Below are 25,714 nucleotides of genomic sequence, written 5' to 3' on the forward strand. Positions count from 1 at the left end.
GACATGTCCACATGACGACAAAGGGAGTTACGGATGGCCGACGGCACCGTGCGGATCGACGGGAACTCACTACGGCTGGCCGGCGGTGTGCAGGTCCGGTTCATCCGCACCCTGCGCCTGCCCGAGACGGGCACGCATCCCTTGCCCCCGGGGCTCGGCGAGTTCCCGCTGCGCCGTGTGGAGGACTACCCGGAGACGGTGCCCGCCGAGTGGCTCGCGCGCGGCGGGGTGATGCTGCCGGTGTATCTGCGCGAAGCGATGTGGCTGAGCTTCGGCGGTACGTCGGAACCGGCCGCTCTCCAGGTGGGCGTCGGAAAGGTGTGCGCGGTCTCCGGGAAGCCGTGGAGCCCTCGGCCGGCACGGAACCCGCAGAACTACGTGGTGCTGCCCCGCCAGCCGTGGCTCGACGGCATCAACTCCGGGAAGGGCACGGTCCGTCAGTTCGTGGCGGTCCCGCTCGGTCTCGGTGCCACGGTCGAGGGCCAGGTCACCGGCGAGGAGGTGTGGGGCGGCGTACAGCTGCAGTCGTTCCCGCTGAACGACACCGCCCTGCACGCCTGGCGTCAGGAGCAGCGCCGGCTGGCGGAGGCGGCGGAGCAGCGACGCAGGAGCGCCGAGGCGGGTGGTTACGGTGCGGCGATGCCCATGGCGCCCGGTTCCGCGCCCCAGTGGGGTGCTCCCCCTCCCGCTCCGGCACAGGCGGGCAGTGCGCCGCGCGCCGCGGCCGCGATGGGTCTCGGCGTCGGCGGTTCGATGCGCCAGGAGGTCTACAAGGACGACCGTCCGCTGTCGGACTGGGCGACCACGGCGGCCGGCCGTGTCTTCGTCCACCTCGTGACGCCGCCCGAGTGGCGCCGCATCACGGGCGAGGCGCCCCCGCCGTCGCCTGTCGACCGCGCGGCCTACACCCGGGCCGGACTGCCCTGGTTCGACTACTACGACCAGGACGCCGCGGACCTCGCTCCCACGGACACACTCGGCGAGGTCAAGCCGGTCGGCGACTGGCTCGGCGACGACCACACGCCGTGGCAACCGCCGTCACCCCAGCAGGTCGAGCCGCTGGGAGACGCGCCGGGCAAGCCCGTCGTGGACGGCGACTGGTGAAACGGGCTCCGGCCCCGCGGCCGGAGTGTTCGCCTCACCCGTCGCCCTCCGTGCGCTGTCGCTGCAGCGCACGCGGGCAGCTCGCGCCGCTCGCCTGTGTGAGCAGGACGTGCATGCGCTCGGTGAGCTGTCCGACGTTGTCGGCGGGCCGGTGGAAGGGCAGCCGTACGTCGCCGTGGCCGCGCGCACGCTCGATGCGCAGCGTCAGTCCGTGCCGGTCGACGGCGAGCGGCTGTACGCGCACGGCGCCGTGCAGGCTGTCCGGTTCGACGAGGCGGGTCAGCCGCTCGACCGCGTCCGGGTGGGCGTCGGCGAGGTGCGTCAGCAACTGCGCCTCCGCGAGGGCCAGCGGGTCGGGTTCGGCGATGGCGAACTCGTCGAGGTCGACGACGACCGCCCCGCCGGGCTCGCGGAGCACGGCGCGCGTGGTGTGGAACGCCAAGTGCCCGTCGGCGGGCGCGAACCAGCCGGCCATCCAGAGCCTGGCGCGGATCCGGTTCCGTACGGGGACGGGCGCCACGTCGGCGAACTCCAGGACTGCGGACGGCTCTCCGCGGGGCGCGCAGATCGCGGCCGCGGCGAGCGTACTGTCGTCCGGCAGGTGCAGCAGCACCCGGCCGTCCTCGGCGACGGTGTGGACGCCGATGAACTCCTCCCGACCGCCCTCCGCGGTCACCGCGCAGGACCATGCCGCGGCGAGCACCGACCGGGCACGCTGTGCCGTGGCCGGCGCGGCCGTCCAGCTGTGACGGTCACCCATCCCAAACCTCCCTTAGGTAAGCCTTGCCTAACCTATCGAAGATCGGGGTGTACGCCAACCACGCGGCACCGGTCGTCGCACCTTGGTGACGGGGATTTCACGGAGTGATGGCACCCAACAGCGCCCGCGCGCACAGGTCGCGCACCTGATCCCGGGACAGGCCGGGCTCCTTGAGCCACTCCAGACAGGCCGCCGCCATGAAGGCCAGCCAGCCCCGCACGGCGATCCGCAGCGCCGGGAGGTCCTCCTCTGTCCAGGCGGTCTCCGGGTCCGCCGCGAGCGCATCGAGGATCTGCCGCTGCTGCGCGGCGAGCGTCTCGCGGTACACCCTGCGCACCGCCTGGTCCCCCGCCGCCTCGGCTCGGTGGAATGCGCGGAAGCCGTGCGCGTGGGCCTGGACGTACTCCAGGAAGGTGTCGAGTCCGGCGTCGATCTGCTCGCGCACCGGCACGCCGGGCACGGCGGAGGTGACCCGCAGCATCCGCTTGCTCTCGCGCTCCACGACGGCCGCGAAGAAGTCCCGTTTCGTGGGGAAGTAGTGGTAGAGCAAGCCACGTGAGACGCCCGCGAGTTCGGCGACCTGCTCGATCCAGACGTCCTCGTACGGACTCTCCGAGAACAGCCGCGCCCCGACCGAGAGCAACTGCTCACGGCGCTCCTCCGTGCTGAGCCGACGGCGTGTGCGCTCCCCCTCGTTGGCGGCCATGTCCGCACCTTACTTGACGTCGATTCAACAGCGGGATCACACTGACAGTCGCTATTGAATCCGCGTACAACAAGCCCAACCGGCAGTCGGGACAAGGGAGATGGCGTGATGGCGGAGTCGACGAGGAGCACGCTGCCGAAGGGGTTCCGCAGCGCCGAGCTGGGCTGGCCCGAGCTGCACCGCATACCGCGTCCGCCGCACCGCGTGCCGCTGCTCGGTGACGTCGTCGGGGTCAACCTCCGCACTCCGTTGCAGGATTCGCTGCGCGTCGGGCGACAGCTCGGGCCGATCTTCCGGCGCAAGGGGTTCGGCAAGGAGATCGTCTTCGTGTGGGGCGCGAAGCTCTCGGGCGAGATGGCTGACGAGTCGCGGTTCGCCAAGCACGTGGGGCTGGGCGTCGCCAACCTCCGGCCGGTCGCCGGGGACGGCCTGTTCACCGCGTACAACCACGAGCCCAACTGGCAGCTGGCACACGACGTGCTGGCGCCCGGCTTCAGCCGCGACGCGATGGAGAGCTACCACGCGATGATGCTGGAGGTGACGGGCCGGCTGACGGACCGCTGGGACGTCGAGCGGGCGGCGGGCCGGGCCGTCGACGTGCCCGGCGACATGACCAAGCTGACGCTGGAGACGATCGCCCGCACCGGCTTCGGCCACGACTTCGGCTCCTTCGAGCGCACCCGGCCGCACCCTTTCGTCACGGCCATGGTGGGCGCCCTGATGTACGCGCAGCGGCTCAACGTCGTCCCCGTCCCGCTGGCCCCGGTGCTGATGCGCTCCGCCACGCGCCGCAACGAAGCGGACGTGGCGTACCTCAACCGCACGGTCGACGACGTGGTCGAGGCCCGCATCAACGGGCCTGCCGGGGAGGGAGACCTGCTGGACCGGATGCTGGACACGGCCCATCCGGAGACGGGCGAGCGCCTCACTCCCGAGAACATCCGCCGCCAGGTCATCACCTTCCTGATCGCGGGCCACGAGACGACGTCCGGCGCGCTCTCCTTCGCACTCCACTACCTCGCGCAGCGCCCCGACATCGCCGCCCGCGCCCGCGCGGAGGTCGACCGCGTCTGGGGCGACACACCCCGACCCGCCTACGACCAGGTCGCCAGGCTCCGGTACGTACGGCGTGTGCTCGACGAGTCGCTGCGCCTGTGGCCCACGGCGCCGGCGTATGCCCGCGAGGCCAAGGAGGACACGGTCCTCGACGGTGTCCATCCGATGCGCAGGGGCGCGTGGGCCCTGGTCCTGATCCCACTGCTGCACCGCGACCCCGAGGTGTGGGGCGCGGACGCGGAGAGGTTCGACCCCGACCGCTTCGAGCCGGGGGCCGTACGGGCCCGGCCCGCCCACACGTTCAAGCCGTTCGGCACCGGTGCGCGGGCGTGCATCGGGAGGCAGTTCGCACTGCACGAGGCGACGCTGGTGCTGGGGCTGCTGCTGCGCCGCTACGAGCTGCGGCCGGATCCGGCGTACCGGCTGCGGGTGGCCGAACGGCTCACGCTGATGCCGGAGGGGCTGACCCTGCACCTCGACCACCGCTCCCCCGCGGCTCCCGCGCAGCCGGAGGTCCCGGCGGTGTCGGAGACGTCCTCGGCCTCACGGTGTCCAGTGACCGGGGCGGGTGACTGACGCCGGAAGTCTGGTGCCGGGGCCGCCCTTCGCGGCGTTGACCTGCGGCTGGGTGAGGAAGAGCGCGCCGGTCAGGTCGGCGTCCGTGAGATCGGTGTCGCGCAGGTCGGCGCCGATCAGGTCCGCGCTCCGCAGATCGGCGCCCGTCAGGTCGGCGGCGATGAGGTAGGCGCCGCGGAGGTTGGCGCCCCTCAGATCGGCGCCCTTGAGCCGGGCTCCCATGAGGTCGGCGCCCCGGCGCTCCTTCTTCCTGCCCCGGCCGAGACCGGCACGCGCCAGCTCACTGGCGCGCAGCAGCAGGACGTTGACGTCCTGGCGGACCGACGACACGTCCAGCCCGGTGAGCTCTTCCGGGGCCCGGCGGGTGAGCGCTTCGGTCCTGTCGAGCTCGCGGCGCAGCTCGGGGTGGATCGGGCGGGCCGCGGGCAGTTCCAACGCCGCGGTGAGATACCAGAGAAGCTCGTGCAGCTGTCGTACGACCGGGAACACGTCGAACATCAGCCGGGCCCGCTCCCCGGAGCCCGAGCGCCAGTCCGCGCCTTCGAAGGTGACCTGCGAGACCTTCTGCCCCGCGCCGAAGCAGTCGTAGACCGTGCAGCCGTTGAAGCCGCGCTGCCGCAACTCCGTGTGGATGCCGCAGCGGTTGTCCGTCCGGAGGTTCCGGCAGGGGCTTCCGGCTGCCTTGTCGATCGCGAAGTCCGCCGAGGCGGCGAAGGGCAGCGCCACACAGCACAGTCCGAAGCACTGGGCGCAGTCCGCCTTCAGTTCGGCGAGGGCGGATACCGCGGTGCCTGTTTCGTCTTGCATGTCCCCCACCCTACGCAGCACGCGCCCGTGCCGATCACCGGCGGCCGTGAGGCCGTTCGGCCTCCCGGACATCCAACTCCCTTGCGGGCAACGAACTCACCGATGAGTTTTCGGCGCGGGAGGCGTCTCTAATACAGCTGAAAACAAACTCCGCTACCACGGAGGAAGAGCCCCTTCACAGACCCCGGAGAGACGTCATGTGCACCCACTGGCCCACATGCCCCACCGCTGACAGCCCCGACCACCACGACGCGGTCATCGTGTCCGCCCACCCGGAACAGGGCTGGAACCTGCTGTGCAACGGCACCATCGTCTTCGACGACACCGGCGAGCTCCTGCCGGACGGACGGATCGTGGGCCCGCTGCGCACGATGCGCGAGCCGGTTGCCGCCTGAGCGCGAAAGGGACCTCACGTCAGTACGCCGCCGAACTCCAGGCTCGCGAGCCGCTCCGGGTCCGACAGGATGTCCATGGCGACGATCCTCCCGTCCACGATCGTGAGCGCGGTGACCGACAGCGGCTGCCCGTCGGGCGCCGTGACGACCCCCACCGCGCCATTGACGAGGGCGGGCCTGGCGTACTCGGCGAACTGCCGGAACAGCAGCGCCTGTTCGGCCACCGCCTTGGCACCGCGGACCAGCTTCGACACCGCCGCGCCGCCGACGAGGGCGCCCGAGTCGGCACGCAGCACGACGTCCGGGTGGAGCACCGCGACCAGCGCCTCGAAGTCGCCGCCGCGCGAGGCGGCGAGGAACGCGTCGAGCACCGTCCGCTGCTTCGACAGGTCGGGGTCGGGCACCGGGGCGGCCCCCTGCACCCGCCGCCTGGCGCGGCTGGCGAGCTGACGCGTGGCGGCCGGGCTTCGGTCCACGATCGTCGCGATGTCGTCGAACGGCACCGCGAACATGTCGTGCAGGACGAACGCGAGACGCTCGGCCGGGTCGAGTGTCTCCAGGACGATGAGCAGGGCGATCCCGACCGAGTCCGCCCGCACGACCTCCTCCTCGGGGTCGAGCCGGCCGGTCCTGTCGAGCCGGTCGATCACCGGGTCCGGGACGTGGGTGTCGAGGGACTCCTCGCGCCGTGAGGTGCGCGAGCGCAGCATGTCCAGGCAGATCCGGCCGACCACCGTCGTCAGCCAGGCCGCCAGACTGTTCACCTGCGAGGTGTCCGAGCGGCTGAGCCTGAGCCAGGTCTCCTGGACGGCGTCGTCGGCCTCGCTGAGCGAGCCGAGCATCCGGTAGGCCACGGACCGGAGCCGGCCGCGGTGGGTCTCGAAGGCCAGGGCCAGATCTTCACCCATGGCCGTCCGCGTCCGGCGCTCGTTCTCACTCATCGGCTGAAGAGCTCGAAGGCGACCGCGGGCTTCCCACCGAAGCGTTCGCCGGTGGTCTGCGCGTAGCCGGTGAGGAAGGAGCGTACGTACGTATCGGGGTCCTCGTCCGTCAACACCTCGATGTACGTGCGGTGTTCGAGGAGGGAGAGCACCGCGCGCTCCATGCCCGCGGTCGCGTCCACGGCGTGCGTGGGGGCGTTGGAGCCCGCCACGGCGACCCAGCGCACTCCGTCCCAGGGCTCCAGGCCCAGCTCGGGGAAGATCCAGCGGTTGCCTGCGTCCGAGGCCGCGTCCAGGGTGGCCCGGCCCACGGCGACATGGTCGGGGGTGTTCCAGGCGACCCCGCCCCAGGTGTCGCGGTGGTTGAGGGTGATGACCAACTCGGGGCGGTGCCTGCGGATCGCGGCCGCGATGTCCCGCCTCAGGGCGGTGCCGTACTCGACGACGCCGTCCTTGTGGTCGAGGAACTCCACCTCGGTGACGCCCACGACGGCCGCGCCGGCCCGCTGCTCCTGCTCGCGCAGCGGGCCGCACTTCTCCGGCTCCAGGGTGTCGATCCCCGCCTCGCCTCGCGTTGCGAGAACGTAGGCGATCTCGCGGCCGCCGTCCGTCCATGACGCGATCGCCGCGGAGCAGCCGTACTCCAGGTCGTCGGGGTGGGCGACGACGGCAAGTGCGCGCTTCCAGTCCTCGGGCATGGGCTTGAGCTGGTTGTTCGTCGGCTCAGTCATAGTCATAGGTTATGCGTTTAAGTGACCATGTCGTTGGAAGTCTGCGGGCCGCATGTGGCTGGGCGCGCAGTCCCCCGCGCCCCTGAAAACACTCGCCCGCGCCCTCTCGTCAGGCCTCGTCCCGCGCCAGGTCGATCAGACGGTCCAGGACCCGTGGGCCGCCCGCCCTTACCCCGTCGTGTTCGAACTCGTTCGTCACGTACGTGCGCAGGCCGCGGATCGTGCGGGCCGTGCTCAGGGCGTGGTCGGTGTCGACGTACATGTCGTCGTGGTAGACGGCCGCGGCGACGGGGACCTCGTTGGCGGCGAGGCGGTCGGGGTCGTACAGCGAGGGCCAGTCGGTGCGTTCGGCGAGGAGGTCGGCCGTCTCGCGGAGGGGGCGCAGGGCCGGGTCGCAGTCGAAGGTCCAGGGGTGCACGGACTCGCCGGTGAAGAGGACCGGGCCGTCGCCCGCGAGGGTCTTGGCCGCGTCGAACTGCGGGAAGTCGGCGCGGACCCGCTCGGCGGACCAGGCGGTGGGGCGGTCGCCCTGGGCGTAGCAGGCCTCGTGGACCAGTGCGTACAGCGGGTGGCCGGCGTACGAGAGGAGGGACTGGACGTCCTCCTGGAAGGCGTCGGAGAGAGCCGGGCCCTGGGCGGTGCGGACGAAGGCGTTCTCCAGGAGGTAGTGCAGGCGGTGGCTGCCCTCGCTGCCGCCGAGGAGGATGCCGAGGGACTGGAAGGCCTCGACGGTGAGTCGGTAGCCGCCGTTCAGAACGGGCTCGTGCCGCAGCAGGTGCTCGGCGATGCGCCGGGCCCGCTCGACGTCCTGGGGGTAACGCGCGTAGTGGGCGGCGACCTTGCGCTCGATGCGCGGGTACGCGGCCCGGTAGACGTCGTCGGCGTGGCCGTCGAGGGTGGGCAGTCCGCCGGTGATCAGGGCGGTGCTGAGGCCTTCGGGCGCGGTGGAGAGGTAGTGGGTCGCGCAGAAGCCGCCGAAGCTCTGGCCGAGGACGGCCCAGGGGGCGCCGCCGGTGACGGCCGGGCGGATCGCCTCGCAGTCGCGGACGATGGAGTCGGCGCGGAAGAGCGAGAGGTAGTCGGCCTGTTCGCGGGGGCCGCCGCGCAGCGGGAGGGTCTGCCGGTTGGCGGGCGTGGAGCTGCCGGTGCCGCGCTGGTCGAGGAGCAGGACGCGGTAGTCGTCGAGGGCGCGGCCGAGCCAGGCCTGCTTGCCGACGAAACGATTCGCCCCGAAGCCGGGACCGCCCTGGAGGTACACCAGCCAGGGCAGGTCCTGGTCCGCCTTGTCGCTGCCGGCCACTTCACGGGCGTACAGCTCGATCGTCTCCCCGGAGGGGTTGTCGTGATCGAGGGGCACGGTGAAACGGCGGTCGCCGAGGACGACACCGGGCTGACGGTAGCTGGCACTCAAAAGGGGCTCCCGAGACGGACGGATTCCTGACCGCGAACCAGTTCAGCACAAGTTCTCCGGCGAGCCGAGCCCGGGGATCAAGAAATTCGTACTGACCGGCCGATCAGGCCGGGCAGCACGCACATACTGAACGACCGCTCAGCGCGGCGGGAGGCTGGAGCCCCGCACCACCAGCTCCGGCTGGAGCACGACGCGCTGGTGCTCGTGCGGGGTGGGTGCCGTCTCGGCCTCGGTCTCCTCCAGGAGGAGCGAGGCGGCGAGCGCGCCCATCGTCACGGCGGGCTGCCGTACGGAGGTCAGCGGGACGGCCGCCGCGGCCGCGAACTCGATGTCGTCATAGCCGACGATCGCGAGGTCGTCCGGGACACTCACACCGGCCGCGAACATGGCCTGCAGGACGCCGAGGGCGAGCAGGTCGTTGGCGCAGAACACGGCGGTCGGGCGGTCGCCGAGGCCGAGGAGGCGGGCACCGGCGTCACGGCCCGCGGCCACGTCGAGCCGCTCGGTGGGCAGCTCGCGCAGGCACTCCGGGCCGAGCCCCGCCTCGTCCAGGGCCTTCAGGGCGCCCGTACGACGGTCCCTGACCTGGTTCAGGCCGGGCGGCCCGCTCACGTACGCGATGGAGCGGTGACCGGCGTCGATCAGATGTCGTACGGCCAGGGCGCCGCCCGCCACGTCGTCGACCGACACCGAGCACTCGGTGGTGCCCTCGGCGACCCGGTCGACGAGCACGAAGGGGATGCCGTGGCGGCGGAACGTCTCTATGTTGCGTCCGGTCGCGTCGGCCGGGGTCAGCAGGACGCCCCGGACGCGCTGCTCGGCGAAGAGCGAAAGGTAGTCGGCCTCCTCGCCGGCGCTCTGCGCGCTGTTGCAGACCATCACGCCGAGCCCGGCCTCGCGGGCCGCCCGCTCGGCGCCGCGGGCCACGTCCACGAAGAAGGGGTTGCCCATGTCGAGGACGAGCAGGCCCATGATCCGGCTGCGTCCGGCGCGCAGCTGCCGGGCCGACTCACTGCGGACGTAGCCGAGCCTGTCGATGGCGGAGAGCACGCGGGCACGGGTCTCGGAGGCGACCGTGTCCGGGCGGTTGATGACGTTCGAGACCGTGCCGACGGAGACTCCGGCGACTCGTGCGACGTCCTTGATACCCACCGACTGGGACATCAGGCGGTTACCTCCGGGGAACGGGGAGTGGTGGGCACGCAGTCAGATTACCCGCGTGCCCACGTGGAACGGACTCCGTCATGCAGGCAGCTTGAAGTCGACGACATGGAGCGCCGACGGCGTCGTACCGCTGGACTTCACCTGGTAGAGGACCGACAGCACGCCGTCCTGGGCGATCCGGGTCTCGTCGACCACGACCTCACCGAACGCGTTGAGGCCGCTGCCGTCGAACAGTGTCGTCCAGTCGGTGTGCCCGGAGGCGGCCGACGCGGCGACGATCCGTCCGAAGGGCAGGATCGCGTACGCGTTGTCGTACTTGTCCAGGACCAGTTTGGTGCGCTGGCTGGAGTTCAGGGCGACCGGGATCTCGGTCTTGCGCCAAGTGCCGGTGGCCGTCTTGCGGACGTGGAAGGCGCGGCCGTTGGCCGTCCGGTCGGCGACGTAGTTGGTGGTGCACTGGCCGAAGCGGCCCGGTACGTAGCTGATGATCGCGTGCGGACGGCCCGCCGAGTCGGTGAACTGACTCTCCTGGTTCATCAGGGAGTGGTCCGGGTTGATCGCGTCGATCACCAGTCCGCCGTCGGTGACGGCTACCTTGTCGGAGCCGCCGGTGGTGCCGACCACCGTGCCCGCGTTGTTGCGCCAGGTCCGGCCGCGGTCGTCCGAGTAGACGTAGCCGGTGTCGTGGTTGGTGATGCCGCCGCCGTTGCACATCACGGCGCCGTTCTGCTCGCGCCAGGTGAAGAAGGAGTGCAGCCGGCCGTTCCTGTCGTAGTCGATGCCGTGCAGGTACATGTTCCGGACGGTGCTGGAGCCGTGCTCGCTGGTGTAGGTGCCGGTGGAGCTGGTCCACTCGCCGAGGCCGGTCCAGGACGTGCCGTCGTACTCGGCCAGGGCGTTGCGGCCGTTGCCGGAGACCGCGACCCGGTAGCTCAGCTGGAGCTTTCCGTCGGGCGTGGAGATGAACTGCGGGTACGTGAACTGCGAGGTGAGCGCGAGTCCGTCGAGGGTGGACTGCGGTGCTCCGAAGCGGCTCGTGGTCCAGCTCAGCCCGGCCGGGTTGTCCATGAGCCCGGCCACCGACTTCACGTAGGTGAAGCCGTCGCTGTGGGAGTCCATGTTGAGGTGGAGGCGGCCGTCGACCTTGGAGACGCCCATCGAGATGACGTTGTGGGAGTCGTTGTACCGCAGGGTGTGGCCGACCTTGACCGTGGACCAGGTACCGGAGCCGAGGACACGACGGCCGACGACGGCGTTGCGGTCGGCGGTGTACCAGACGGCGTACTGGTAGCCCTTGTAGGTCAGCAGGCCGTTCTTCTGGAACGAGTTGTTGTTGACGAGGCCGTCGTAGGAGACGAAGAAGATGGCCTGGGCGTCGAGCGTGGTGTTGCCGGTCTGGGTGACCGAGGGACCGGGGTCGGCGGCCCGGGCGGTACCGGCGATGCCGGGTGCCGCCACGCTGCTGAGCAGGGCGGTCGCCAGCAGGGTGCGTCTCTTCATGTTCGGGGCTCCTGATCGTGCGGGGAGGAGGAGAACGAGCGAGGGGAAGAGCGGGGAGAGCGGGGAAGAGCACGGTGGATCAGGCGAGGTGGAACACTTCGGTGAGGGGTTTCATGGCCTCGTCGGGCCTGGCGCCGTCCAGCGATTCGAAGAACGGCGCCATCTCGGCCTGCCAACGGGCGTTGACCTCGGCGGCCTCCATCCCTGCCTGCGCGGCCGCGAAGTCCTCGGTCTCCAAGTAGCCGACCAGCAGGCCGTCCTCGCGAAGGAAGAGCGAGTAGTTGTGCCAGCCGGTGGCCGAGAGCGCCTGAAGCATCTCGGGCCACACGGCGGCATGCCGCTCGCGGTACTCGTCGAGCCGGTCCTCGCGGACCTTGAGCAGGAAACAGACGCGCTGCATGAAGGGCAACTCCCGGGGTGAGGGGGGATCAGAAGTTGAACTGGTCGATGTTCTTCTTGTCGAAGACGGTCGGCTTGCCGAGGTCGATCACGCCGTCCTTGCCGATGGTGAAGGTGCCCATGTCGCCGGCCTTGAAGGTCTCGCCCTCCTTGCCCGTGATCTGACCGGACGACAGCGCGACGGCGGTACGCGCGGCCAGCTCGCCGAGCTTCGCCGGGTCCCACAGCTCGAAGGCCTCGACCGTGCCGTTCTTCACGTACTTGCGCATGTCGTTCGGGGTGCCGAGGCCGGTGAGCTTGACCTTGCCCTTGTACTTCGAGCCCGACAGGTACTGGGCGGCCGCCTTGATGCCGACCGTGGTCGGGGAGATGATCCCCTTCAGGTTCGGGTTCTCCTGGAGCAGGCCCTGGGTCTGCTGGAAGGACTGCTGGGCGTCGTCGTTGCCGTACGCGACCTTGACCAGCTTCATGTCCTTGTACTTGGGGTCCTTGAGCTCGTCCTTCATGAAGTCGATCCAGGTGTTCTGGTTCGTCGCGGTCTGCGCGGCGGACAGGATCGCGATCTCGCCCTTGTAGCCGATCTGCTCGGCGAGGAGCTGGACCTCGGTACGGCCGAGGGCCTCGGCGCTGGCCTGCGAGACGAAGGCGTTGCGGCAGTCGGCCTTGGTGTCGGAGTCGTACGTGACGACCTTGACGCCGTTCTTCATGGCCTGCTTGAGCGCGGTGCACAGGGCGCCCGGGTCCTGCGCGGAGACGGCCATCGCGTCGACCTGCTGCTGGGTGAGCGTGTTGACGTAGCTCACCTGGCCCGAGGTGTCCGTGGCGCTGCTGGTGCCTACCTCCTTGTACTTCGAGCCCAGCTCGGTGAGGGCCTTCTCGCCGCCCTTGTCGGCGGTGGTGAAGTACGGGTTGTTGACCGCCTTGGGCAGGAAGCCGACGGTCAACCCCTTCTTGGTGGCCGCGTTCGGGTCGGCCTTGCCGGCCGCGGCGTTCGAGGCGCCCTCTTCCTTGACGTCGTCCTTGGAGGTTCCGCCACCGCAGGCGGTGAGAGCCAGGGCCAACGAGGTGGTGGCAGCGAGAACCGCACAGGCTCGGCGGAGGGATGACTTGCGCATGGTGGGTCCTTTACAAGGGTGAGTACGGTGGTGCGCCCCGAAGGGGCGCGGGGAACTGCGCGACCAGCCACAACGGACCCGCAGCCGACGAACTGCCTAACCAGTGGAACTTTGCGCCGCTCTGCGCCCCGCCCGCGCGATGGAGATCTGCCGCGCAACCCGCGGCCCGAGCACGGACAGAACCAACAGGACACCGGTGACGACGATCTGCGACTGAGCCGAGACGTCCTGCAGACTCATCACGTTCTGCAGCGCCCCGAGCAGAAACACCCCGGCGATCGCGCCGCCGAGCGTGCCCTTGCCGCCGTCGAAGTCGATACCGCCCAGCAACACGGCCGCCACGACGGAGAGTTCGAGTCCGGTGGCGTTGTCGAAGCGGGCGCTCGCGTAGTGCAGCGCCCAGAAGATGCCGGTCAGCGAGGCCATGAGACCGGTCAGGGTGAACAGGATCAGCTTCTGCCGCTTGACGCGGATGCCGGCGAAGCGCGCGGCCTCCTCACTGGCACCGATCGCGAACAGCGAGCGCCCGAACGGCGTGGCGTGCAGGGCGACCACGGCGATCGCGAGCAGCACGAGGAAGGGCAGGAACGCGTACGGGATGAAGGTGTCGCCGATGCGTCCGGACGCGAAGTCCAGGTACTGGGTGGGGAAGTCGGTCACCGCGTCCGAGCCGAGGACGATCTGCGCGATGCCCCGGTAGGCGGCGAGGGTACCGATGGTGACGGCGAGGGACGGCAGTCCGAGCCGCGTCACCAGCAGACCGTTGATCAGTCCGCACACCACGCCGAGGAGCAGACAGATCGGGATGATCGTCTCGATCGTCATGCCCTGGTTCCACAGGGCTCCCATCACCGCGCCGGACAGACCGGCCGTGGAGGCGACCGACAGGTCGATCTCGCCGGAGACCACGAGCAGGGTCATCGGCAGGGCGATCAGCGCGATGGGCAGCGTGTTGCCGATGAGGAACGACAGGTTGAGGGCGTTGCCGAAGCCGTCCACGGTGGTGAAGGACAGCAGCAGGACGACGATCAGAAGGGCGCCGACGACCGTGTCCCAGCGGACGGCGCGCGCGAGAGCTGAGTCAGCCATGGCGGGCGTTCCTCTTCTTCAGGGCGGTCGCCACGCGCAGGGCGACGATCCGGTCGACCGCGATGGCGAGGATGAGCAGGATGCCGTTGATGGCGAGCACCCAGACCGAGCTGACGCCGAGGGCGGGCAGCACGCTGTTGATGGAGGTCAGGAGGAGCGCGCCGAGGGCCGCCCCGTAGACGCTGCCGGAGCCGCCGGTGAAGACGACGCCGCCGACCACGACCGCGCTGACGACGGTGAGTTCGTAGCCGTTGCCGGTGCCGGAGTCGACGTTGCCGAACCGGGCGAGGTACAGCGCGCCCGCGAGTCCCGCCAGGGCTCCGCAGAAGGTGTAGGCGGCGAGGATCCGCTTGCGTACGGGGATGCCGGCGAGGCGGGCGGCCTCCGGGTTGGAGCCGAGCGCGTACAGCTCGCGGCCGCTGCCGAAGTGCTTGAGGTAGTACGCCGTCGCGATCAGCACCGCCAGCGCGATCATCGCCAGCCACGGCACGGCGGAGAGGCCGCCGGAGCCGAAGTCGATGAATCCGTCGGGCAGGCCCGCCGCTGTGATCTGCCGGGAGCCGACCCAGATGGAGTCGATGCCGCGGATGATGTAGAGCGTGCCGAGGGTGACGACCAGCGCGGGCACCTGGCCGAGGCTGACGAGCAGTCCGTTGACCAGTCCGCAGCCGATGCCGAGCAGGACCGCGAGGACCACGGCGACGACGGAGTTGCCGCCGCCCTGGAGGTAGGTGCCCGCGGCGAAGGCGCTGATGCCGAGCGTCGAACCGACCGACAGGTCGACGTTGCGGGTGATGACGACCAGCGACTGGCCGGTGGCGACCAGCACGAGGATGGTCGCGTTCAGCAGGAGGTCCTTGATGCCCTGCTCGGACAGGAAGTCGCTGTTGCCGATCTGGGTGATGACGATCATCACCAGGAAGACGACCAGGATGGCGAGTTCGCGCATCTTGAAGACGCGGTCCACCAGCCGGGTCCCACTGGACTTGGGCACCTCGGCGGCGGGGGCGGGATTGGGAGCGGTGACCGTCACGCGGCTGCCCTCCCGGTGGCTGCGGCCATCACGGTTTCCTCGGTGGCGTCGGAGCGTGGGATCTCGGCGGTGAGCCGGCCCTCGTGCATGACGAGGACCCGGTCCGCCATGCCGAGGATCTCGGGCAGGTCGGAGGAGATCATCAGGACGGCGACCCCGTCGGCGGCCAGCTGGCTGAGCAGCCGGTGCACTTCGGCCTTCGTACCGACGTCGATGCCACGGGTCGGCTCGTCGACGATCAGCACCTTCGGGCCGGTGGCGAGCCACTTGGCGAGGACGACCTTCTGCTGGTTGCCGCCCGACAGGGTGTTGACGGTGTCGGCGATCCGCGCGTACTTGACCTGGAGCTTGACGGCCCAGTCGAGGGAGCGGCTGCGCTCTGCGCGCGGGTCCATCAGGCCGGCCTTGACGGTCGTACGCAGTCCGGTCAGGCCGATGTTGCGCTCGATGGACATGTCCATCACCAGGCCCTGGGCGCGGCGGTCCTCGGGGACGAGGGCGAGCCCGGCGGCCATCGCCGTGGAGGGCGCGCCGTTCCTCAGCTTCCTGCCGTCGATCTCGACCTCTCCGGCGTCCCACCGGTCGACTCCGAAGACGGCCCGGGCGACCTCCGTGCGCCCGGCGCCGACGAGTCCGGCGAGGCCGACGATCTCTCCGCGGCGGACGTCGAAGGAGACATCGGTGAAGACACCCTCTCGGGTCAGCCGCCGTACGCTCAGGGCGACTTCGCCCGCCCGTACGTCCTGCTTGGGGTAGAGCTCGTCGAGGTCGCGGCCGACCATGCGGCGGACGAGGTCGTCCTCGGTCATGCCGTCGATCGGCTCGCTGGAGATCAGGGCGCCGTCGCGAAGGGTCGTCACCTGCCGGCAGATCTGGAAGATCTCCTCCAGCCGGTGCGAGATGAACAGCACGGCCGAGCCCTGCTCGCGCAGGGTGCGCACGACTCCGAAGAGGCGCGCCACCTCGCTGCCGGTGAGGGCGGCGGTCGGCTCGTCCATGATCAGGACGCGGGCGTCGAAGGAGAGCGCCTTGGCGATCTCGACGATCTGCTGGTCGGCGATGGACAGGCCACGGGCCGGGCGGTCGGGGTCGAGCTCGACGCCGAGGCGCTTCATCAGGGCCAGCGTCGACGCGTGCGTGGCCTTGTGGTCGATCCGGCCGAGCGCGCGCCGCGGCTGGCGGCCCATGAAGATGTTCTCGGCGATCGACAGGTCGGGGAAGAGCGTGGGCTCCTGGTAGATCACCGCGATACCCGCGTCCCGGGCGTCGGCGGGACCGTGGAAGACGGTGGGCTCGCCGTCCAGGAGCACCTGACCGGCGTCCGGTCGGTGCACGCCGGCGAGCGTCTTGATGAGGGTCGACTTGCCCGCGCCGTTCTCTCCGGCGAGTGCGTGCACTTCGCCGGGGAAGAGTTCGAGGGACACGTCCCGCAGGGCGCGTACGGCACCGAAGGACTTCGAGATGTCCTTGAGTGCCAGCACGGGGGCCGGACCCGCGTCGGACCGGTGGGTCATGAGGGCTCCTCAACGACGCGGGCGATGCGGCCTCACGACGTCGTGAAAGGTTTCAACTAGGTTGCCGGGACGTTAGGCAGGTAGCCCAGGTCACGTCAATGGGTACAGGCCGAAATTTTCGATAGCCAAAGGTCACAACCGAGTCACGGAGAGACGTAATCGTCGGAGGGGTTGACAGCCTTTCGGGCTGCTCATAGCTTCAGCCTTCTGAATCGTTTCAGACTGAACCTCGCACTGCACGTCGTGCGGAAGTCGCGCTGAAGCCGTTCGGACCCGATGTCACAACCGAAGTCACAGGAGCCCTGAAGTGACCGAGCTTGCCGCGGTGAAGGCCGCCCTCAAGACCCAGGCAGTAGAGACGCCGTCATGGGCGTACGGGAACTCGGGAACCCGCTTCAAGGTGTTCGCGCAGCCCGGAGTCCCGCGCGATCCTTTCGAAAAGCTGGACGACGCCGCGAAGGTGCACGAGTTCACGGGCGCCGCGCCGACCGTGGCGCTGCACATTCCGTGGGACAAGGTCGAGGACTACGCAGCTCTGGCGAAGCACGCCGAGGAGCGCGGCCTGAAGCTCGGCGCGATCAACTCCAACACCTTCCAGGACGACGACTACAAGCTGGGCAGCATCTGCCACCCGGACGCGGCGGTGCGCCGCAAGGCGCTCGACCACCTGCTGGAGTGCGTCGACATCATGGACGCCACGGGTTCGAAGGACCTGAAGCTGTGGTTCGCGGACGGTACGAACTATCCCGGCCAGGACGACATCCGTGAGCGGCAGGACCGGCTCGCCGAGGGCCTCGCCCGGGTGTACGAGCGGCTCGGCGACGACCAGCGGATGCTGCTGGAGTACAAGTTCTTCGAGCCCGCCTTCTATACGACGGACGTGCCGGACTGGGGCACGGCGTACGCCCACTGTCTGAAGCTCGGGCCCAAGGCGCAGGTCGTCGTCGACACCGGGCACCACGCTCCCGGGACCAACATCGAGTTCATCGTCGCGACGCTGCTGCGCGAGGGGAAGCTCGGGGCGTTCGACTTCAACTCGCGGTTCTACGCCGACGACGACCTGATGGTCGGGGCCGCGGATCCGTTCCAGCTGTTCCGGATCATGTACGAGGTGATCCGCGGGGGTGGGTTCAGTCCGGATGTGGCGTTCATGCTCGACCAGTGCCACAACATCGAGGCGAAGATCCCGGCGATCATTCGTTCCGTGATGAATGTGCAGGAGGCGACGGCGAAGGCGCTCCTGGTGGACCGTGAGGCTCTTGTCGTCGCCCAGCGGTCGGGGGATGTGCTTGCTGCGAACGCTGTCGTCATGGACGCGTACAACACGGATGTGCGGCCGTTGGTGGCTGAGGTCCGTGAGGAGCTCGGGTTGGACGCCGACCCGATGGCGGCGTATCGGCGGTCCGGGTGGGCGGAGAAGATCGCTGCGGAGCGGGTTGGTGGGCAGCAAGCGGGGTGGGGGGCGTAGCCGTTGCACTGGGCTTGACCGGCCCACTCGCCGTAGGACTGCAGGTCGGTGACTGACTGCGGGTCGTCTTCGGCCGATCGCGCAGTTCCCCGCGCCCCTTAACGGGGCACGGGCACACGTACGCACTCTTCTTAAGGACTAGGAACATGGCACCCCATCCCGAAGCCGCTGCGCTGCTGGCCCGGTCCAATCGGCTTGGCTCTGATCCGCGGAACACGAACTATGCGGGCGGGAACACCTCCGCGAAGGGCACCGACACCGATCCCGTGACCGGTGGGGACGTCGAGTTGATGTGGGTCAAGGGGTCGGGGGGCGACCTGGGGACCCTCACCGAATCCGGCCTCGCGGTGTTGCGGATCGACCGGCTGCTGGCGCTCAAGGACGTGTATCCGGGGGTCGAGCGCGAGGACGAGATGGTTGCCGCGTTCGACTACTGCCTGCACGGGAAGGGCGGGGCGGCTCCGTCGATCGACACGGCCATGCACGGGCTGGTGGACGCGGCTCATGTGGATCATCTGCATCCCGACTCCGGGATCGCGCTCGCCTGTGCGGCCGACGGGGAGAAGCTGACCGCCGAGTGCTTCGGGGACAGTGTGGTGTGGGTGCCGTGGCGTCGGCCCGGGTTCCAGCTCGGTCTTGACATCGCCGCCGTGAAGGAAGCGAATCCGCAGGCCGTCGGCTGCGTCCTCGGCGGGCACGGCATCACCGCCTGGGGCGACACGGCCGAGGAGTGCGAGCGGAACTCGCTGCACATCATCCGTACCGCCGAGGAGTTCCTCGCCGAGCGCGGGAAGGACGAGCCCTTCGGGCCGGTCCTGGAGGGGTACGCGGCTCTCGGCGGCGTCGAGCGACGGGAGAGGGCCGCCGCTCTCGCACCCGTGATCCGGTCGCTGGCCTCGCAGGACCGGCCGCAGGTGGGTCACTTCACCGACTCCGAGGTCGTGCTCGACTTCCTCGCGAGCGCCGAGCACCCGCGGCTCGCCGCGCTCGGCACCTCCTGCCCCGACCACTTCCTCCGTACGAAGGTCAGGCCGCTCGTCCTCGATCTGCCGCCGACCGTCGAGCCGGCCGAGGCGATCACCCGGCTGAAGGAACTGCACGCCGAGTACCGCGAGGAGTACGCCGCCTACTACCAGCGGCACGCCCTGCCCGACTCCCCCGCGATGCGCGGCGCCGACCCGGCGATCGTGCTCGTCCCCGGGGTCGGCATGTTCTCCTTCGGCAAGGACAAGCAGACCGCGCGGGTCGCCGGCGAGTTCTACGTCAACGCGATCAACGTGATGCGCGGAGCCGAGGCCGTCTCCACGTACGCCCCGATCGAGGAGTCGGAGAAGTTCCGCATCGAGTACTGGGCTCTCGAGGAGGCCAAGCTCCAGCGGATGCCGAAGCCGAAGCCTCTCGCCACGCGCGTGGCGCTGGTGACGGGTGCGGGCAGCGGTATCGGCAAGGCGATCGCCGAGCGGCTGGTGGCCGAGGGCGCGTGCGTGGTGATCGCGGACCTGAACTCGGAGAACGCGGCCGACGTCGCCACCACGCTCGGCGGGCCCGACAAGGCCGTCGCCGTCACCGTCGACGTGACCTCCGAGGAGCAGATCGCCGAGGCCTTCAAGGCGGCGGTGCTCGCCTTCGGCGGCGTCGACCTGGTCGTGAACAACGCCGGCATCTCCATCTCCAAGCCGCTCCTGGAGACGACGGCGAAGGACTGGGACCTCCAGCACGACATCATGGCCCGCGGCTCCTTCCTCGTCTCGCGCGAGGCGGCCCGGGTGATGATCGCGCAGGGGCTCGGCGGGGATGTCGTCTACATCGCGTCCAAGAACGCGGTCTTCGCCGGTCCGAACAACATCGCCTACTCCGCCACCAAGGCCGACCAGGCCCATCAAGTGCGGTTGCTGGCCGCCGAGTTGGGCGAGCACGGGATCCGGGTCAACGGCATCAACCCCGACGGGGTCGTGCGCGGCTCCGGGATCTTCGCGGGCGGCTGGGGTGCTCAGCGCGCGGCCACGTACGGCATCGAGGAGGAGAAGCTGGGCGAGTTCTACGCCCAGCGGACCATCCTCAAGCGCGAGGTGCTGCCCGAGCATGTCGCGAACGCCGTCTTCGCTCTGACGGGCGGCGATCTCACGCACACCACCGGTCTGCACGTCCCGGTCGACGCCGGTGTCGCCGCCGCGTTCCTCCGGTGACGAACGTGACTCAGGAGGCGGCTGTGAAGTCGTACGCCGCGGTCGACCTCGGCGCGTCCAGTGGGCGCGTCATGGTCGGCCGCGTGGGCCCCGACTCGCTGGAGCTGACGGAGGCGCACCGCTTCCCGAACCGGCCGGTTCGGACGCCCGAAGGGCTGCGCTGGGACATCCTCGCGCTGTACGCGGGCGTCCTCGACGGGCTGCGGGCGGCAGGGCAGGTCGACTCGGTCGGCATCGACAGCTGGGCCGTGGACTACGGCCTGCTCGACACCGACGGGGCGCTCCTCGGCAACCCGGTGCACTACCGCGACACCCGCACCCAGGGCGTCGCGGAGAAGGTGTGGGCCACCGTGCCTGCCGCCGAGCTGTACGCGGCGACCGGGCTCCAGTACGCGCCCTTCAACACGCTGTACCAGCTGGTGGCGGCCCGCTCGTCGTCCCAACTGGCGCACGCACGCCGCCTGTTGCTCATCCCCGACCTGCTGACGTACTGGCTCACGGGTGAGCCCGGCACCGAGCTCACCAACGCCTCCACGACCCAGCTCATCGACCCGCGGACCCGCGACTGGTCGTACGGCGTCGCGGAGCGCCTCGGCATCGACCTGGGGCTGTTCGCGCCCCTGCGGCGGCCCGGGGATCCGGCGGGGCTGCTCCGGCAGAGCGTGCTGGACGAGACCGGGCTGACCGGTCCGGTCCCGGTGACGACGGTCGGCTCGCACGACACCGCCTCCGCGGTGGCCGCTGTTCCGGCCGTGGGCGGCGAGCGCTTCGCGTACATCTGCACGGGCACCTGGTCCCTGGCCGGCCTGGAACTGGAGGCGCCGGTCCTCACGGAGGCGAGCCGCGCGGCCAACTTCACCAACGAGCTCGGCCTGGACGGCACGGTCCGCTATCTGCGGAACATCATGGGCCTGTGGCTTCTCCAGGAGTGCGTACGGGAATGGGGGGACCCCGATCTGGGGGACCTCCTGTCGGCCGCGGCCGAGGTACCGGCGCTGCGGTCCGTCGTGGACGCGGGAGACGCCGCCTTCCTGGCTCCCGGCCGGATGCCGGCCCGGATCGCCGACGCCTGCCGGGAGTCGGGGCAGCCCGTGCCCGAGTCGCCCGCCGAGATCACGCGCTGCATCCTCGACTCGCTCGCCCTCGCCCACCGCCGGGCGATCACCCAGGCCCAGGAACTGGCCGACCACCCGGTCGACGTCGTACACATCGTCGGCGGCGGCACCCGCAACGCCCTCCTGTGCCAGCTGACCGCCGACGCCTGCGGCCTCCCGGTCGTCTCGGGCCCCGCGGAAGCGGCGGCCCTGGGCAACGTCCTCGTACAGGCCCGCACCCACGGCCTGGTCGGCGACCGCACCTCGATGCGCGAACTACTGGCACGCACCCAGCAGTTGACCCGCTACGAACCCCGCGGCACCACGTCGGCATGGCAGGCGGCCGAGACTCGCCCGGCAGGCCGATGACATGTATCCCCGCCCCAGCACAGACGCCCCACAGGGGCGCGGGGAACTGCGCGACCGGCCACCTCCGACCGGCAGCCGACAACCAACAGTCAGCGCACCTCATTCCAGCAAAGCGCATCGCCGCGTACGCTGCACTCATCCGATGATCGATCCCAAGGAGCCGCGATGCGTGTCGCTCTGTTCCTGACCTGTGTCAACGACACGCTCTACCCGGATACCGGCCGCGCCGTGGTGAAACTGCTGACCAGGCTGGGCGTGGACGTCGATTTCCCGATGGCGCAGACGTGCTGCGGGCAGGCGCACTACAACACCGGTTACCGTCACCAGGCCGAGCCGATGGCCCGGCATTTCTCCGATGTTTTCGGAGGGTACGAAGCGATCGTGACCCCATCGGGGTCGTGCGGCGCGATGGTGCGGGAGTTGTATCCGCGGATGGGCGAGCGGGCGCGCGCCGAGGGCCGCGGGGACACCCTCGCAGCCACGCTCGCGCCGGTCGTGCCGAAGACGTACGAGCTCACCGAGTTCCTGGTCGACGTGCTCGGGGTGACGGACGTGGGCGCGTACTACCCGCACACCGTCACGTACCACCCCACCTGTCACGGGCTGCGGAGCCTCGGGCTCGGCGACCGGCCGCGCCGACTGCTCCAGTCCGTCAAGGGACTTGAGCTGAAGGAGCTGCCCGGCGCGGACGAGTGCTGTGGCTTCGGCGGCACGTTCGCCGTCAAGAACTCCGATGTATCGGCGGCGATGGGTGCCGACAAGGTGCGCAACGCCGAGTCGACGGGCGCCGACGTGCTGTGCGCGGCCGACAACTCCTGCCTCATGCACATCGGCGGCACCATGACCCGGCTCAGGACGGACATGCGTCCGGTGCACATCGCGGAGATCCTCGCGAGCACGGAGGAGGAGCCCCTCTCATGAACGGGACGTTCGTCGGCATGAACAGCCACAGCGGAGAGGAGCCGAGCGCATGAGCGGTGGGACTTTCGTCGGGATGCCGTCCTTCCCCAAGGCCGCGCACGAGGCCGTCAACAACAAGACCCTGCGCGGCAATCTGCGCCACGCCACCCACACCATCCGCGCCAAGCGCGCGAACGCGGTCGCGGAGGTCTCCGACTGGGCCGAGCTGCGCGAGGCCGGCAAACAGATCAAGGACCACACGCTCCGTCATCTCGACCGGTATCTCGTGCAGTTGGAGGAGTCGGTCACGGCGGCGGGCGGCACGGTGCACTGGGCCGCCGACGCGGACGAGGCCAACCGGATCGTCACGTATCTCGTCAAGGCGACCGGCGAGAGCGAGGTCGTCAAGGTCAAGTCGATGGCCACGCAGGAGATCGGTCTCAACGAGGCGCTCGAGGCCGAGGGCATCAACGCCTACGAGACCGATCTCGCCGAGCTCATCGTGCAGTTGGGCAAGGACCGGCCCTCCCACATCCTCGTGCCGGCCATCCACCGCAACCGCGGCGAGATCCGTGACATCTTCGCGCGCGAGATGAGCGAGTGGGGCCGCCCCGCGCCGGAGGGTCTCACCGACACGCCCGCCGAACTGGCCGAGGCCGCCCGCGTGCATCTGCGCGAGAAGTTCCTGCGCGCCAAGGTCGGTGTCTCCGGCGCCAACTTCATGGTCGCCGAGACCGGCACGCTGGTCGTCGTGGAGTCCGAGGGCAACGGCCGGATGTGCCTGACCCTCCCCGAGACGCTGATCTCGGTCGTCGGCATCGAGAAGATCGTGCCGGCCTGGCAGGACCTGGAGGTCTTCCTCCAGACGCTCCCCCGCTCCTCCACGGCCGAGCGCATGAACCCGTACACCTCCACCTGGACCGGCACGACGGACGAGGACGGTCCCCAGACCTTCCATCTGGTCCTCATCGACAACGGCCGCACCGACACGCTGGCCGACGAGGTGGGCCGCCAGGCCCTGCGCTGCATCCGCTGTTCGGCGTGCCTCAACGTCTGCCCGGTGTACGAGCGGGCGGGCGGCCACGCGTACGGCTCGGTCTACCCGGGCCCGATCGGCGCGATCCTCAGCCCTCAACTCCGGGGCACGCAGAGCGAGATCGACGCGTCGCTCCCGTACGCCTCCTCGTTGTGCGGTGCCTGCTACGACGTCTGCCCGGTGGCCATCGACATCCCGGAGGTGCTGGTGCATCTACGGGAGCGGGTCGTCGAGGGCGGCGTCGTGACCCGGGACGGCGCCAAGGTCGTGCTCAAGCCCGCGAAGGGGCATGCCGCCGAGCGGGCGGCGATGCGCGCGGCGCGGTGGGCCTTCGGTCATCCGGGCGCGCTGCGCACCGGCCAGCGATTCGCCTCCCGGACCCGCCGTTTCCATCCGCGGACCCTGCCCGGTCCCGGTAAAGCCTGGAGCGAGACCCGGGCGCTGCCGACGGTTCCCGCGGAGCCGTTCCGCGACTGGTGGCAGCGGACGCACGGTGGAAAGGACGCGTCGAAGTGAGCAGCAGGGATCTGATCCTGGCCCGGGTACGGCGCGCGATCGCGGACGTACCGCGAGACGACACGCCGTACGACCAGGCCTTCGAGCGCGGGTATCTGCGCGAGCACGGGGACCGGAGTGTCGAGCAGACGGTGGACCTGCTGGCGGAGAACCTCGCGGACTACCGGGCGCGGGTGCACCGCTGTGACGCCGACGGGCTGGCGGAGACGATCGCCCGGCTGCTGGCCGAGCGGGGTTCGACGTCGGTCGTCACGCCGACGGGCCTGGACCCGGAGTGGCTTGCGGCCGCCGACGTGACGCGGGTTCCGGACCGGCTCGACAGCACCCCGGCCGAACTGGACCGCGTCGACAGCGTCGTCACCGCGTGTGCGGTCGCGATCGCCGAGACCGGCACCATCGTCCTGGACGGCGGCCCGGACCAGGGCCGTCGCCGGATCACCCTGGTCCCGGACCACCACATCTGTGTCGTACGCGTCCCCGGCCAGGTCGTGTCCTCCGTGCCCCAGGGGCTGGAGCGCCTGGACCCGGCCCGCCCGCTGACCTGGATCTCGGGCCCCTCCGCCACCAGTGACATCGAGCTCGACCGGGTGGAGGGGGTGCACGGTCCGCGCACGCTGGAGGTGGTGCTGGTGAGCGGAGAGTGACGGACGCGGTTAGCGTGAGGTCATGATCCGGTTCGAGCAGGTCACCAAGCGCTACCCGGACGGCACGACGGCCGTGGACGGCCTCTCGTTCGAGGTGTCCGAGGGCGAACTCGTCACGCTCGTGGGCCCGTCCGGCTGCGGCAAGACGACGACCATGATGATGGTGAACCGCCTCATCGAGCCGACGTCCGGCCGGATCCTCGTGGACGGCGAGGACATCGCGGCGGTGGACCCCGTGAAGCTCAGGCGACGGATCGGATACGTCATCCAGCAGGTGGGCCTCTTCCCGCACCGGACGGTCCTCGACAACACGGCGACCGTGCCGACGCTCGTGGGCTGGAAGAGGGCGAAGGCCCGCGCGCGGGCGGCTGAGCTGCTCGACCTGGTCGGTCTGGACCCGAAGACGTTCGGCTCGCGCTATCCGGACCAGTTGTCGGGCGGTCAGCGCCAGCGCGTCGGCGTGGCGCGGGCGCTCGCTGCCGACCCGCCGGTGCTGCTGATGGACGAGCCGTTCGGTGCGGTCGACCCGGTGGTGCGCGAGCAGTTGCAGGACGAGTTCCTGCGGATGCAGGCCGCCGTGCGCAAGACGGTGCTGCTGGTCACGCACGACATCGAGGAGGCCGTCCGGCTCGGCGACCGCATCGCGGTGTACGGGCAGGGGCGCATCGAGCAGTTCGACACGCCCGGGGCGGTGCTGGGCACCCCGGCGACTCCGTACGTGGCCGAGTTCGTGGGCGCCGACCGGGGTCTGAAGCGGCTGTCGGTCACCGAGATCGAGCCCGACGACCTGGAGCAGCCCCCGGTCGCGCGCCTCGACGAGCCGGCCGAGCGGGCCGCCGCCCGGCTGGACACGGAGGGCGCCCGCTGGGCCGTCGTCCTGGACTCCGGCGGCGATCTGCACGGCTGGGTGGGTGTCGACGAGCTGGCCGCGGGCGGCACGGTCGGTGACCTGGCCCACCGGATGAACTCCTGGGTGCCGGTGGGCGCCCCGCTGAAGCAGGCCTTCGGTGTGATGCTCCAGCACGACGCCGGGTGGGTGGCCGTGCTGGAGGGTGCGCGGTTCCTCGGCGTACTGACCCCCGCGAAGCTGCACGAGGCGCTACGGCGGTCGGTGGACGCGGACGCCCTGGGTGTGGCGCGGGGTCAGGTGGAGTTCGACTCGGTGGCGGACGCCTGACCGCGGCCCTTGCGTGCGGTGGC

23 protein-coding genes are annotated in these 25,714 nt (G+C 70.2%); 10 read left to right on the forward strand and 13 right to left on the reverse strand.

Annotation, left to right across the window (positions count from 1 at the left end; genetic code table 11):
- Positions 1 to 33 precede the first annotated feature (33 nt).
- On the forward strand, positions 34 to 1,104 hold the full coding sequence (locus OG718_RS10945; RefSeq protein WP_143634832.1) for a hypothetical protein: 1,071 nt from the start codon (positions 34 to 36) through the stop codon (positions 1,102 to 1,104).
- A 34-nt stretch (positions 1,105 to 1,138) separates the two neighbouring features.
- Here OG718_RS10945 and OG718_RS10950 read toward each other — a convergent pair whose 3' ends face one another.
- Together OG718_RS10950 and OG718_RS10955 are read right to left on the reverse strand one after the other, a co-directional pair.
- On the reverse strand, positions 1,139 to 1,864 hold the full coding sequence (locus tag OG718_RS10950) for a DUF2470 domain-containing protein (protein ID WP_143634831.1): 726 nt from the start codon (positions 1,862 to 1,864) through the stop codon (positions 1,139 to 1,141).
- 97 nt (positions 1,865 to 1,961) lie between these two features.
- Positions 1,962 to 2,570, reverse strand: coding sequence for a TetR/AcrR family transcriptional regulator (locus tag OG718_RS10955; protein WP_143634829.1), 609 nt, complete (start codon positions 2,568 to 2,570; stop codon positions 1,962 to 1,964).
- Positions 2,571 to 2,678: 108 nt separating this feature from the next.
- On the opposite strand from OG718_RS10955, the gene OG718_RS10960 reads away from it, so the two are divergent.
- The gene (locus OG718_RS10960) at positions 2,679 to 4,202 is read left to right on the forward strand and encodes a cytochrome P450 (protein ID WP_328844034.1); all 1,524 of its coding nucleotides are present in this window, start codon (positions 2,679 to 2,681) and stop codon (positions 4,200 to 4,202) included.
- Here OG718_RS10960 and OG718_RS10965 read toward each other — a convergent pair.
- Positions 4,170 to 5,009: a pentapeptide repeat-containing protein gene (locus OG718_RS10965; protein WP_328844035.1), complete on the reverse strand. Its 840-nt coding sequence runs from the start codon at positions 5,007 to 5,009 to the stop codon at positions 4,170 to 4,172. The two genes, OG718_RS10960 and OG718_RS10965, sit on opposite strands and share 33 nt — an antisense overlap.
- Before the next feature lie 197 nt (positions 5,010 to 5,206).
- Between OG718_RS10965 and OG718_RS10970 the strand changes: the two genes are divergently transcribed.
- On the forward strand, positions 5,207 to 5,404 hold the full coding sequence (locus tag OG718_RS10970; protein ID WP_143634823.1) for a DUF5999 family protein: 198 nt from the start codon (positions 5,207 to 5,209) through the stop codon (positions 5,402 to 5,404).
- A gap of 14 nt (positions 5,405 to 5,418) precedes the next feature.
- Here the strand turns inward: OG718_RS10970 and sigJ are convergent, their stop codons facing one another.
- The 10 genes from sigJ to OG718_RS11020 all read right to left on the reverse strand — a co-directional run bounded on the left by sigJ (position 5,419) and on the right by OG718_RS11020 (position 16,301).
- Positions 5,419 to 6,345 carry an RNA polymerase sigma factor SigJ gene (gene sigJ / locus OG718_RS10975; protein WP_260694966.1) on the reverse strand — a complete coding sequence of 309 codons (927 nt, stop codon included), beginning with the start codon at positions 6,343 to 6,345 and terminating at the stop codon, positions 5,419 to 5,421.
- Positions 6,342 to 7,076, reverse strand: a complete 735-nt coding sequence (locus OG718_RS10980) for a PIG-L deacetylase family protein (protein ID WP_143634821.1) — start codon at positions 7,074 to 7,076, stop codon at positions 6,342 to 6,344. Before OG718_RS10980 ends, sigJ begins: the two co-directional genes overlap by 4 nt.
- Positions 7,077 to 7,185: 109 nt before the next feature.
- Positions 7,186 to 8,487, reverse strand: a complete 1,302-nt coding sequence (locus OG718_RS10985) for an alpha/beta fold hydrolase (protein ID WP_143634819.1) — start codon at positions 8,485 to 8,487, stop codon at positions 7,186 to 7,188.
- A gap of 138 nt (positions 8,488 to 8,625) precedes the next feature.
- A complete protein-coding gene (locus tag OG718_RS10990) occupies positions 8,626 to 9,651 on the reverse strand; it encodes a LacI family DNA-binding transcriptional regulator (RefSeq protein WP_143634817.1) in 1,026 nt (341 codons plus the stop codon).
- Between the two features lie 78 nt (positions 9,652 to 9,729).
- Positions 9,730 to 11,151: a BNR repeat-containing protein gene (locus tag OG718_RS10995; RefSeq protein ID WP_328844036.1), complete on the reverse strand. Its 1,422-nt coding sequence runs from the start codon at positions 11,149 to 11,151 to the stop codon at positions 9,730 to 9,732.
- A gap of 79 nt (positions 11,152 to 11,230) precedes the next feature.
- Positions 11,231 to 11,551 (reverse strand): L-rhamnose mutarotase, encoded by a 321-nt coding sequence (locus OG718_RS11000; RefSeq protein ID WP_143634813.1) that lies wholly within the window; start codon positions 11,549 to 11,551, stop codon positions 11,231 to 11,233.
- Between the two features lie 28 nt (positions 11,552 to 11,579).
- Entirely contained in the window at positions 11,580 to 12,665 is a 1,086-nt protein-coding gene (rhaS, locus tag OG718_RS11005) for a rhamnose ABC transporter substrate-binding protein (RefSeq protein WP_143634811.1), read from the reverse strand.
- 96 nt (positions 12,666 to 12,761) lie between these two features.
- Positions 12,762 to 13,754 (reverse strand): ABC transporter permease, encoded by a 993-nt coding sequence (locus tag OG718_RS11010; RefSeq protein ID WP_306936217.1) that lies wholly within the window; start codon positions 13,752 to 13,754, stop codon positions 12,762 to 12,764.
- Complete coding sequence (locus tag OG718_RS11015; protein ID WP_143634806.1) at positions 13,747 to 14,787, reverse strand: ABC transporter permease; 1,041 nt, start codon at positions 14,785 to 14,787, stop codon at positions 13,747 to 13,749. Before OG718_RS11015 ends, OG718_RS11010 begins: the two co-directional genes overlap by 8 nt.
- Positions 14,784 to 16,301: a sugar ABC transporter ATP-binding protein gene (locus OG718_RS11020; RefSeq protein ID WP_143634804.1), complete on the reverse strand. Its 1,518-nt coding sequence runs from the start codon at positions 16,299 to 16,301 to the stop codon at positions 14,784 to 14,786. The genes OG718_RS11015 and OG718_RS11020 overlap by 4 nt, the downstream gene beginning before the upstream one ends.
- 307 nt (positions 16,302 to 16,608) lie before the next feature.
- On the opposite strand from OG718_RS11020, the gene rhaI reads away from it, so the two are divergent.
- The 7 genes from rhaI to OG718_RS11055 all read left to right on the forward strand — a co-directional run bounded on the left by rhaI (position 16,609) and on the right by OG718_RS11055 (position 25,691).
- Entirely contained in the window at positions 16,609 to 17,769 is a 1,161-nt protein-coding gene (rhaI, locus tag OG718_RS11025) for an L-rhamnose isomerase (RefSeq protein ID WP_143634802.1), read from the forward strand.
- 146 nt (positions 17,770 to 17,915) lie between these two features.
- Positions 17,916 to 19,955 (forward strand): bifunctional aldolase/short-chain dehydrogenase, encoded by a 2,040-nt coding sequence (locus tag OG718_RS11030; RefSeq protein ID WP_328844037.1) that lies wholly within the window; start codon positions 17,916 to 17,918, stop codon positions 19,953 to 19,955.
- Between the two features lie 23 nt (positions 19,956 to 19,978).
- On the forward strand, positions 19,979 to 21,418 hold the full coding sequence (locus OG718_RS11035) for a rhamnulokinase (RefSeq protein ID WP_328847731.1): 1,440 nt from the start codon (positions 19,979 to 19,981) through the stop codon (positions 21,416 to 21,418).
- A 165-nt stretch (positions 21,419 to 21,583) separates the two neighbouring features.
- A complete protein-coding gene (locus OG718_RS11040) occupies positions 21,584 to 22,339 on the forward strand; it encodes a (Fe-S)-binding protein (protein ID WP_143634796.1) in 756 nt (251 codons plus the stop codon).
- A 49-nt stretch (positions 22,340 to 22,388) separates the two neighbouring features.
- Positions 22,389 to 23,870 (forward strand): LutB/LldF family L-lactate oxidation iron-sulfur protein, encoded by a 1,482-nt coding sequence (locus OG718_RS11045; RefSeq protein WP_328844038.1) that lies wholly within the window; start codon positions 22,389 to 22,391, stop codon positions 23,868 to 23,870.
- Complete coding sequence (locus tag OG718_RS11050) at positions 23,867 to 24,514, forward strand: LutC/YkgG family protein (protein WP_328844039.1); 648 nt, start codon at positions 23,867 to 23,869, stop codon at positions 24,512 to 24,514. The genes OG718_RS11045 and OG718_RS11050 overlap by 4 nt, the downstream gene beginning before the upstream one ends.
- A 22-nt stretch (positions 24,515 to 24,536) precedes the next feature.
- Positions 24,537 to 25,691, forward strand: a complete 1,155-nt coding sequence (locus OG718_RS11055; protein ID WP_306936220.1) for a betaine/proline/choline family ABC transporter ATP-binding protein — start codon at positions 24,537 to 24,539, stop codon at positions 25,689 to 25,691.
- The last annotated feature ends 23 nt before the right edge of the window (positions 25,692 to 25,714 follow it).

Source organism: Streptomyces sp. NBC_00258 (assembly GCF_036182465.1).
Classification (GTDB): domain Bacteria; phylum Actinomycetota; class Actinomycetes; order Streptomycetales; family Streptomycetaceae; genus Streptomyces.